Source organism: Mycobacterium sp. (genome assembly GCF_035623875.1).
Classification (GTDB): Bacteria; Actinomycetota; Actinomycetes; order Mycobacteriales; family Mycobacteriaceae; genus Mycobacterium.
In genome coordinates this window covers 1-9,820 of record NZ_DASPSP010000092.1, presented here as the reverse complement: position 1 = coordinate 9,820, position 9,820 = coordinate 1, and the positions used below count along the sequence as shown (strand labels likewise).

Annotated in this window: 9 protein-coding genes; 4 read left to right on the top strand and 5 right to left on the bottom strand. The window is 65.9% G+C overall.

The window, feature by feature from the left end; genetic code table 11:
- Window positions 1–723: SDR family NAD(P)-dependent oxidoreductase (locus VEI45_RS07530; protein WP_324851755.1), on the top strand; the 723-nt coding region annotated here is incomplete at its 5' end.
- A 2-nt stretch (window positions 724–725) separates the two neighbouring features.
- Here the strand turns inward: VEI45_RS07530 and VEI45_RS07525 are convergent.
- The 4 genes from VEI45_RS07525 to VEI45_RS07510 all read right to left on the bottom strand — a co-directional run bounded on the left by VEI45_RS07525 (window position 726) and on the right by VEI45_RS07510 (window position 5,299).
- Entirely contained in the window at window positions 726–1,433 is a 708-nt protein-coding gene (locus VEI45_RS07525) for a cutinase family protein (RefSeq protein WP_324851753.1), read from the bottom strand.
- A 94-nt stretch (window positions 1,434–1,527) separates the two neighbouring features.
- Window positions 1,528–1,932, bottom strand: a complete 405-nt coding sequence (locus VEI45_RS07520) for a hypothetical protein (protein WP_324851751.1) — start codon at window positions 1,930–1,932, stop codon at window positions 1,528–1,530.
- Window positions 1,933–1,998: 66 nt separating this feature from the next.
- Window positions 1,999–3,918 carry an Hsp70 family protein gene (locus tag VEI45_RS07515; RefSeq protein WP_324851749.1) on the bottom strand — a complete coding sequence of 640 codons (1,920 nt, stop codon included), beginning with the start codon at window positions 3,916–3,918 and terminating at the stop codon, window positions 1,999–2,001.
- A 154-nt stretch (window positions 3,919–4,072) separates the two neighbouring features.
- On the bottom strand, window positions 4,073–5,299 hold the full coding sequence (locus VEI45_RS07510; protein ID WP_324851747.1) for a hypothetical protein: 1,227 nt from the start codon (window positions 5,297–5,299) through the stop codon (window positions 4,073–4,075).
- 39 nt (window positions 5,300–5,338) lie between these two features.
- Between VEI45_RS07510 and VEI45_RS07505 the strand changes: the two genes are divergently transcribed.
- Together VEI45_RS07505 and VEI45_RS07500 are read left to right on the top strand one after the other, a co-directional pair.
- Entirely contained in the window at window positions 5,339–5,992 is a 654-nt protein-coding gene (locus tag VEI45_RS07505) for a TetR/AcrR family transcriptional regulator (protein WP_324851745.1), read from the top strand.
- Complete coding sequence (locus tag VEI45_RS07500; RefSeq protein ID WP_324851743.1) at window positions 5,974–6,474, top strand: nuclear transport factor 2 family protein; 501 nt, start codon at window positions 5,974–5,976, stop codon at window positions 6,472–6,474. Before VEI45_RS07505 ends, VEI45_RS07500 begins: the two co-directional genes overlap by 19 nt.
- An 18-nt stretch (window positions 6,475–6,492) precedes the next feature.
- On the opposite strand, the gene VEI45_RS07495 is transcribed toward VEI45_RS07500, so the two are convergent.
- Window positions 6,493–7,149 (bottom strand): L,D-transpeptidase, encoded by a 657-nt coding sequence (locus tag VEI45_RS07495; protein ID WP_324851741.1) that lies wholly within the window; start codon window positions 7,147–7,149, stop codon window positions 6,493–6,495.
- Window positions 7,150–7,312: 163 nt separating this feature from the next.
- Between VEI45_RS07495 and VEI45_RS07490 the strand changes: the two genes are divergently transcribed.
- A complete protein-coding gene (locus VEI45_RS07490; RefSeq protein WP_324851739.1) occupies window positions 7,313–9,811 on the top strand; it encodes an ATP-binding cassette domain-containing protein in 2,499 nt (832 codons plus the stop codon).
- Window positions 9,812–9,820 lie beyond the last annotated feature (9 nt).

The following is a 9,820-nucleotide window of genomic DNA, read 5'->3' as shown; positions in this document are numbered from 1 at the left end:
CAGGCGATCATCGACACCGCGCTGCGCACCTGGGGCCGAGTGGACATCGTGATCAACAATGCTGGCATCGTCTGCGACGCGCCGTTCGAGGACCTCACCGCCGATCTGCTCGAGCCCCTGTTGGATGTGCACTTGAAGGGCGCGTTCTACGTGACCAGGCCGGCATGGAAAGTGATGCGCGCACAGCGGTACGGCCGAATCCTCAACACTTGTTCTGCCGCCGGAATCCTGGGCGCCGAGCGGATGAGCAATTACGGCGCGGCCAAGACCGGGTTGATCGGCCTGACCCGGGTGCTTGCCGCCGAGGGGGCCGACCACAACATCAAGGTCAATGCCATCGCCCCGATCGCCTACACACGGATGCTGGCGCACTCCATCGACGGCGCCGGCCGACAAGATGACGCATCGGCGCAAGCGATCTTGGATGACCTTGCCGCCCGATACCTTCAGAAGCTGGAGCCGGGCCTGGTGGCACCGGTGGCGGCCTTCCTGACGCACCGGGACTGCCCGGTCTCCGGAGAGATCTACACAGTAGGCGCCGGACACGTCGCGCGGTTCTTCATCGGCAGGACGAAGGGTTTCTACAGTCCCGCGCTATCGGTCGAGGAGGTCCGCGATCATTTCGAAGAGATCCGCGCCGACACCGACTACACGGTGCCGGGCAGTCCCGCTGACGAAATGAGCACGCTGTTCGCCACCATCATGGCGAACCAAACCGACTGAAGCTACAGATGGCTCGCGGCGAAGTCCGCGGCTTGGCCCGTCATACCATTGACCGCGTATTCGACGTGCGCGATGCTCGGCGCCCCGCCGGCCTCGCCATCGCAGATGGTGTCACCGGCAGTGCACAATTCGAGGGTCTTGGGCACATACAGTGGACCGATGACGAGCGCCGGTGCGCCGTAGTTTTGCAGCCACTGAGCCGACGGCGTTCCGAAGAGCGTGACCGCGGCGACGTGGTTAGCCACCTCCGGCGGCATCGGCTTGGGCAGCATCTGTACGTATTCGGCCGGTATCCCCGCCGGTATGGAAGCCGACGTGACGGAGCCGGCCACGGCCGCGCCCTGGGAGTATCCGCCGAGCACGATCCGGGTCTTGGGGCAGTTCGCCGCGGTGGCCTCGATGTGACTGCCCGCGTCCTTGATCCCGTCGGCGAAGCTCTGGGCGAACGCGATGGGGTCAGAAAAGTTGCTGCTGGCTTCGTAGTTGACCGGGTACACGTCGAGCGACTTGGCCCCGACTGCCGAGCGCAGCGAGTCGACGAATGGCTGTCCGGTCATGCCGACACCGGGCGGTTCACCGGTGCCGCGGGCGAATACCGCCTCGACGTCGGGGCATGGCTGCGCGGCCGCGATGGTGATGGGTGCGGTCAGCAATCCGCAAGCGGTTAGCAGCACAGCAGCAACGAAACGAGCGATCTGGCGAGGGCACATGTTCAACATTGTTGCGCGGTACCCCCGAATGTGTCCTGTTTTTCCGATCGCCCCACTCGCGGTCCGGCAGCCGCACCGGTGCTGGACCAGGTGGTTACGGCGTTTCGTCTGAACCTTCGTCTGAACCTTGTGAACCGTCCAGGACGCTGACGGCGATTCCGTAGGGCAGGAATCGGACTTTGCGGGCTGCGTCGGTGTTGCCCTGGTTCGCGCGCAGCGCATCGAGTTCGGTGGGGTACACCTCTTCGACCCGGGCGCCGCCGTCGGCGCTCAGGGTGTAGACCACCCAAACACCGTCACCGGCCTCGCCGGCGGTTTCTGGCCTGGTCCGCATCCGCCGGGCCAGGTCTTCGAGAACACCGGACCACCCCGCCCGGTCACCGGGCATGGTGAAAAACCGGCTGATCCCGTCGAATGCCTCGCGCAGTCCTTCGCTCGCGTCGCGGAACACCCGCTCGAAGTCGTCGGGATCGAATCCGAATCGACCGTTGTCGTCCATTGCGGCCTCCTGGCAGCTCATACAGATACCACCCAGTGTGCGCATAACGGGCAACTTGCGCCACGCCTAGTAGCCGAACCCCGGACTCCCGTACGGATACTGCGGCTGATAGGGGCTCTGCGGCTGATAGGGGCTCTGCGGCTGGTTCGCGCCGCCCTGCCCCTCCGGCACCCGAATCGGTATCGGGACCGGCACGAACGGGAGCTTCAAGTACGTCGTCGTCATCACCACCGACGGTGTCGTGCTCGTCGTCGTGCTGGGCGGCGGGGGTGTGGTCGTGGTCGGGGTCGGGGTCGTGGTGGTCGTCGTCGTGGGAGTAGTGCTCGTCGCCTGCTGCGTGGTCCTCGGCGGCGCCTGATACGTCGTCACCGGTGGTGGCGGCGGCGCCTCGCTGGTGACCGGCGGCGCGACAGTGGCCGACGGCTCGGTGCTCGGAGGCGGTGGCGGCAGCGGGCTTGGTGGCGGGAGGCTTGGCGACGGCAGGTTGGAGCTGGGTGGCGGCGGCGGCACGGCCGACGTGCTGCTGGGCGCCGGGGGCACCGGGTGGCTGGTTGTGCTCGTCAGCGTAAATGCCACCCCGCCGATGGCGACCATCGAGACCAGAGCGGCGATTCCTAAAAACAGCTGCGGCAACCGATTTGCGCTGCGCAGCTCCTCCGGCGGCTCATACTTCGGCAGTTGCGGCAGCTGAGACGGTGTAGCGCGGGCGTCGTCGTCATATGGCTCACCGGTATAGACCACCGGTTCGTTGGCCGAGTCGTCGGCCTCCGACCAGGCCAATTGGTGAAGCGTCTCGGACGCGTCCTCAAACGCGCCGGTACGCACGCCAAACGAGCCCGTCGAGGCACCGAGCGCGTCGGTGGACGCCGCGAAGCTGGCACTGGACGCACCCACCATGGCGGCCATCGTCGTCGATTCGAGCTCGTCCTCCTGCTCGTGGTACTCGACCGGCTGTCGCGCGGAGAGCATCAGCGCGCCGACCGCCATGGCGAACCCGGGCTGAACGGCGGTCACGACCGACACCTTCGCGTGAGCCGAAAGGCGCTGGGCGACAGCCGGAATCTTGGCGCAGCCGCCGGCCATCGCCACCGCGGCGAGATCTCTGCGGCGAACTCTGCTGCGCCGCAACATGTCATCGAACACCGAGAGCACGCCGCTGAGCCGATCTTCGATGAGGCTCTCCAGCTCGGCTCGACTCACCTGGACGCTGGCACGCTGTCCCGACAGTTCAAAGACCAGCTCGGTCGCCGTCTCGTCGGACAGCCGCTCCTTGGCCAGCCGGCATTCCTCTCGCAGGTTGCCGAACTGCCCGATGACGGCTGTGCTGGCGGGATCAATCCCTTTGGTGTGACCGACGTTTTCCAATACATGAACCAGCAGCGCCTGATCGATGAGGTCGCCGGAGAATTCCGGGTAGCGCACCGTGTCGGCGATGGGGGTGAAACCTGATGCGGCGTCGGCCAGCGTGATGCTGGTGCCGGCAGCGCCGAAATCGAGTAGCGCCACCACACCGTCGACAGGCAGGCGGTCATCGGAGTTCAGCGCCGTCAACGCGGTAATGGAATCCGAAACCAGCTGCGGGGACATGCCGCCCCGGACGAAGCCGGCATGCGTGCACAACGCGTCCTGCAGTACTCGCAGGGCTCGCGGTTCCCAGTGCGCGGGAACGGCAATCGTGATGTTGGACGTCGATGCGTCGCCACCGGTTTCGGTGATCAACGCATCGAGGGCCTCTACCAGCAACAGTGCAGGATCATGCGTCGACCCGTCGGCAGACGTCAGAGTGCTTGACCTACCGACCCGCTCGACGAAGCCGGTCATCAATGTGCCGGTATCGGCCCCATCCGGGCCCTCCACGGGCACACCGAGTTCCGGTGCGCGATCAGGAAAAAGAGTCAACACCGCGCGGCGCGAGACGGGTGAATTCCCGCTGCGGACCGCGACTAGATTGGTGGTCCCGATCGATAACCCCAACGGGTCATACATAAAGCGAATACCTTCGTCGATAGCGGTCGGTGGCCAGCGTTAACCATAACTGCGGCCGCGCTAAGACGGTCGGGCACAACCTGATCGGTATGCGGTCGATGCGGTTGTGTCACCGAAGTGATACAGCCGACGTCTTGACAGATCTGGGCCGGCCTCACACCACGGTCAGCGGCAGCGATCGCCTCGGCTGGAACTGGAACGTCGACCCGCCGCTGACCTTGGCCACCGATACCTCCGGCAGCTCGGTTGCAGGAGTGTCATTTTCGGATAAGTCGGCAGACCAGTCGGTACTGCTGCCCGTGATCCGGACTTCGATACGCGGGTCCACCGCGGTGGCGATCGCCTGCAACGGCTGCGTCGACCCCGGCGAGCACAACGAGATCCACGCGGCATCGTCATGGGCCGGTGATTGGTGCACGCGCAGCCGGCCCGATGTCTCGGCGTTGACGTAGCCAATCGGGTTGAACAGCGGATGCAACCCGAAAACCTGCAGCACGCCGTCGATCCCGCCGGGTAACGACAGCGCCCGGTGGATGCGCTCCGCACCGAGCCCGGCCAAGCCGATCAGTTGGCGGGTACCAACCGAGGTGGCCAGCCCGGCGTCCGACCCGGCGCGTGCTCGCACTGCGATCGCGAAGGACAGATACAGCAGGTGCATCTGCAGGCACACCTCGTCGGCCATCCGTACCAGCGCCGAATGCGAGAAAGCACCGAAGTCGAGGTCGGAGACCAGCGGGCCCGAATAGTCGGCCAACCCCTCATCGGATCGATCGATCACACCGAGTTCCCATGTTGCAGCACGGGTTTGGGCGACAATGTCCAGCGCCGGGATGCTCTCGGCGGGCGGATAGGACTCGTCGATGATGACCGTCCACGCGCAGTGTGGATGCCGGTCGGACGGCACCCGGGGTGGCCGATGGATGGGACGCATCTGCGCGCGGGGGTTGGTCGCCACCGCAGTGGCGTCAAACGTCGGATCCTCGATGGTGTGGCACATGCCGTAGACGTACTCGTCGCCCATCGGCTCCACGTCGAGCAGCGCGCCGCAGTGGTCCAGGTGGAATTCGCCGTGCCAGCGGTCGTGGATGGTGTAGCGGAAATCCATGAACTGCGGCGGCGCGCCGATGTCGAGCTGTAGGCCCTTGAAGATGGTGGGCACGTCGTCGCCCTCATAGTTCAGCGCCCGCTGCATCCGCTTGGTGTAGACCGGGCTGGCGGCGGCCCACTCCTCGATAGCGATCTGCACCATCTCCTCGCGGCCGAATTCCTGAATGCACCACGCCATGCCGGAGCGATCGATCATGTGCCCGATCAGCAGCAGCTCGGGTACCAAGACAGCCAATTCCTGGCGGGACAGCTGCGCATAGCGGGATTGGGTCACGGCCCCAAAAATAGTCGCAACTATGTTATAAAGTCAATAATGTCTATTGCCGCAAGCCGGAATCCACGCCGGTCCGTCAGCCCCACTCGACGGACCGACGCGCCGCGCAAACGCGGGGACGACACCCGGGCGAAGATCATCGATGAGACCGTCCGCTGCATCGCGGAAGAGGGGTTCGCCGCCGCGACCGCCAAGCACGTCGCCGAACGCGCGGGCGTCACCTGGGGGGTGATCCAGTATCACTTCGGTGACCGCAACGGCCTGCTGATGGCCGTCGTCGACGACGGTGTGGCCAAGCTGCTGGAGAGCCTGTCTTCGGCCGACGTCAGTGAACTGCCACTGCGCGAGCGCATCGAGGTCGTCGTCGACACCGCGTGGAGTTGTTACAGCAGTCCGACTTCGATGGCGGCGTTCGAAATCCTGCGGGCCAACCGCGGCGGCCCGGGCGGGTCGTCACGACGCCACCTGCTGGAGATGAATGCGGCGATCGCCGAGCTCGGCCGGCTGATAACCGATGATCCCTCCAATGATGGTGTGGCGGAGGTGATTTGGGCGACGCTGCGGGGTGTAGTATTGGTGCAGATGATCGTGGGCACCTCGATCGACTGGCACCGCGAGCGACGCGCGCTGATCGATATGGTCACCCATTACCTGCACGGCGGGTCCCCGCCGGCGTGTGCTGCAATGGCGTGATGAGCCCTCAGAATCACGCCGCATATCTCGCCGACGTCGCTGCGATCGAACAGGTCAAGTACCGCTATCTGCGTGGGCTGGACACCAAACACTGGGACGACTTCGCCGACACGCTCACCGAGGACGTCAAGGGCGACTACGGGTCGTCGCTCGGCGAGGAGCACCACTTCACCAATCGTGCCGACCTGGTCGATTTCATGCGCTCGTCACTGGGGCCGGGCGTCATCACCGAGCACCGGGTGACTCATCCGGAGATCACCGTGACCGGTGATGAGGCGACCGGTCGCTGGTATCTGCAAGACCGCGTGATCGTGGCCGAGTTCAACTTCATGCTGATCGGTGCCGGGTTCTATCGCGACCGTTATCGTCGCACCGCCGACGGTTGGCGGATCAGCGCGACGGGATACGACCGGACCTACGATGCGACCATGTCGCTAGCGAACCTCGACTTCAAGGTAAGGCCCGGTAACGCTCTGGCCTAAATCGATTGCGGCTGAAGCTTATTGGGTGATCGCCATCACGGCGCCCGGCTGCAACCACTGGATGATCTGCACCAGCGTGGCGTCGTCGATCGCCACGCAGCCCTCGGTCGGGCCGCCGTCGGTGGTGTGGAAGAAGAACGCAGCGCCTTTGCCCGGCTCACGGTTTGGGTTGACGCCCATCACCACCGCATGTTTGTACTGCGGAATCTCGAGGTTTTCACTTGCTCCGGTGTCGAACGGGCACTGAGCCTTCTGGCAGACCTGCATCGTGTTGAAGGTCGGACTGTTGTCATCGCCGTTCCACCAGTGGTTCGAATCGACCTGCACATACTTCAATCCGCCACCGGGATTGGGCGCGGTTCCGAATGCGAACGGCAGTGCGTAGACCCCCATCGGGGTGGCCGGATATCCGCTTTTGGCCTGCGGCGCAAGACCTGCCGATCCGACATGGGCAGGTATGCCGGCCGCGACCGGTTGCCAGCCCGCGGCGCCTCGTTGGTAGACATCCAACTTCGCGTTCGAACCGCCAACTCCGACAACAGAAATCACCTGTGTCGCGTTGCCGACCCAAGGGGCGAACCAGGGTGCGCCGACTGCACCACCCGTTGGAGCTGCCGCCAGGGTGACAAAGGCAGTGCACACCGTAGCGCACAGCGAACCCAACAGTCGGCGCACGGTTTTATGGTCAACGCCGAGCGATCCCCACGTCAAGTAAAGGTTTAGCGTCGATCAGATCACCACGCGGCAGCGACTCCACGCTGGCCACTTGTCGTTGCTGGATGTGGCTATATCTTCGTATGCGTTGCGCACAGGATCCCGGGGTATAAGAAAGCATTGGATGGCACCGACAGATCGCAGCCGCACGCCGTCGGACGGCGGTAACACGACTAAGCTCGCCGCGGCGAGCGGTATCGGCGTGCCGCCATTGACGGTGTGGCTCGGATCGGCGATGTACACGTTTCCGGTCGACCGGGACGTCATCGTGGGCCGCGACCGCGACTGCGACATCCGCTTCCACGACATCAACCCTGACGACCTCACGCTGATATCGCGGGTGCATGCGATCCTGCGGTTCGACGGCTCGCAGTGGGTCGTCGTCGACAAAAGCCAAAACGGCGTTTACGTCGCCGGTTCGCGCGCCACCCTGGTGCCCATCCACGACCGCCTGACCATCATGCTGGGCAGCCCGCGTGGCCCGCAGCTGACATTCCGGGTCGCCGCATCGGCGACGATGTCGGGACCCCGCAATCCGCGGACGCTGGACCGGATACCCGACGAGACCCTGGGCACCGGCCCGAAGAGGGCCATGTTCCGGCCGACGGGCCCGCCGCCCCCGACCCGAACGCAGACGCGGCCGCCGCTTCATTCGGCCGGACGGCAGCCGCGGCGACCGGTTCCGCCGCGGACGGGAGGATCGTCGGGTTTGGTGACGGTCGGTCGCGCGAAGACCAACACCGTCGTCGTCGACGACGCGCTGGCCTCCCGCGTGCACGCGGTGCTGGTATCCAGCCCGGCCGGTCTCGAGATCCGCGACAACAACAGCAGCAACGGCACATTCGTCAACGGCACCCTGATCACGCGGGCGATGCTGCACGACGGCGACGTCGTCACCATCGGCAATACCGACCTGCTCGCGACCGGCAACACCCTGGTGCCGCAGCCCGCGGCGACCCGCACCAGCGGGCTGACCGCCCACGGGTTGGCGCTGACCATTGACGGGCGCCAACTGCTCGAGGATGTGTCGTTCACCGCGAAACCCGGGACGCTGACCGCGGTGATCGGGCCGTCCGGCGCCGGAAAATCCACGCTGGTCAAGCTGATTGGCGGTGCGCTGCCGCGCAGCGCCGGCGTGGTCGCCTTCGACGGGCACGACGTGCACGCCGAGTACGCCTCGATGCGTTCGCGGATCGGGGTGGTGCCCCAGGACGACGTCGTGCATCGGCAGCTCACCGTCGAACAGGCGCTCAGTTACGCCGCCGAACTGCGACTGCCGCCCGACACCTCGATCGAGGATCGCCGACAGGTGGTCAAGCGGGTGCTCGACGAGCTGGAGTTGACGCCCCACAAGAAGACTCGCGTCGACAAGCTGTCCGGCGGGCAGCGCAAACGCGCGTCCGTGGCGATGGAGCTGTTGACCGGCCCGTCGCTGCTGATCCTCGACGAACCGACCTCGGGGCTGGACCCGGCGCTGGACCGGCAGGTGATGACGATGCTGCGCCGGCTCGCCGACGCCGGCCGGGTCGTCATCGTCGTCACGCATTCGCTGACCTACGTGAGTATGTGTGACCAGCTGCTGCTGCTGGCGCCGGGCGGCAAGACCGCCTTCGCCGACCCGCCCGCGCAAATCGGGGCGGCGATGGGCAGCACCGACTGGGCCGACATCTTCGCCCGGGTCAGCACCGACCCCGACGGTGTGCACCGGGCGTTTCTGGCACGCCACCCCGCCCCTCCGCGACGGCCATCGCCGACCGCCGGGGCGGCGCCGCTGGGCCGACCGCCGCGGACCAGCCGATGGCGTCAGGTCGAGACGCTGGCCCGTCGTCAAGCCCGGCTGATCACCGCCGACCGCGGGTACTTCGCATTTTTGGCGCTGCTGCCGTTCGTGCTCGGAGTGCTGTCGCTGGCGGTGCCCGGCAACACCGGGTTGGGATACGCCAACCCGACCGGGCCGCAGCCCGAGGAGCCCATCGACATCCTGATCCTGCTCAACATCGGCGCGGTGTTCATGGGGACCGCGCTGACCGTGCGTGACCTGGTCGGCGAGCGGATGATTTTCCAGCGCGAGCGGGCCGTAGGTCTATCGGCGTCGGCCTATCTAATGGCGAAAGTCCTTGTCTTCAGCGCCGCGGCGCTGATCGACACCGCTTTGATGGTGGTCATCATGACCATCGGTAAAGGCGCGCCGTCGCACGGCGGGGTGCTGTTGGGCCACAGTGTGGCGGCCGGCGTCGTCGAGCTGTGGCTGACCCTGGCTTTGACGGCCATTGCCTCGGCGATGGTGGGCCTGGCGCTGTCGTCGCTGGCGCGCTCCACCGAACAGGTGCTGCCGATGCTTGTGGTGGTCATCATGGTGTCGATGGTGATGGCGGGCGGCCTGATCCCGGTGACGGGGCGAATGCTCCTCGACCAGACGTCATGGGTAGTGCCAGCTCGCTGGGGTTTCGCCGCCGCGGCGTCGACGGTGGACCTGAACAACATCGAGGCGGCGCTGCCCTCCGACCGGTTGTGGCGCCATGTGCGCAGCGCGTGGCTGCTCGACATGGGCATGCTCGTGCTGCTGGCCGTCGTTTTCATCGGCATCGTCCGCTACCGGCTGCGGTTGCGAGCACGCAGTTAGGGCGGTGGG

Bases quoted from the DNA above. Each gene is read 5' to 3' on its own strand.
- VEI45_RS07525 (WP_324851753.1), bottom strand. From the start codon at position 1,433: ATGTGCCCTCGCCAGATCGCTCGTTTCGTTGCTGCTGTGCTGCTAACC.
- VEI45_RS07520 (WP_324851751.1), bottom strand. From the start codon at position 1,932: ATGGACGACAACGGTCGATTCGGATTCGATCCCGACGACTTCGAGCGG.
- VEI45_RS07515 (WP_324851749.1), bottom strand. From the start codon at position 3,918: ATGTATGACCCGTTGGGGTTATCGATCGGGACCACCAATCTAGTCGCG.
- VEI45_RS07505 (WP_324851745.1), top strand. From the start codon at position 5,339: ATGTCTATTGCCGCAAGCCGGAATCCACGCCGGTCCGTCAGCCCCACT.
- VEI45_RS07490 (WP_324851739.1), top strand. From the start codon at position 7,313: ATGGCACCGACAGATCGCAGCCGCACGCCGTCGGACGGCGGTAACACG.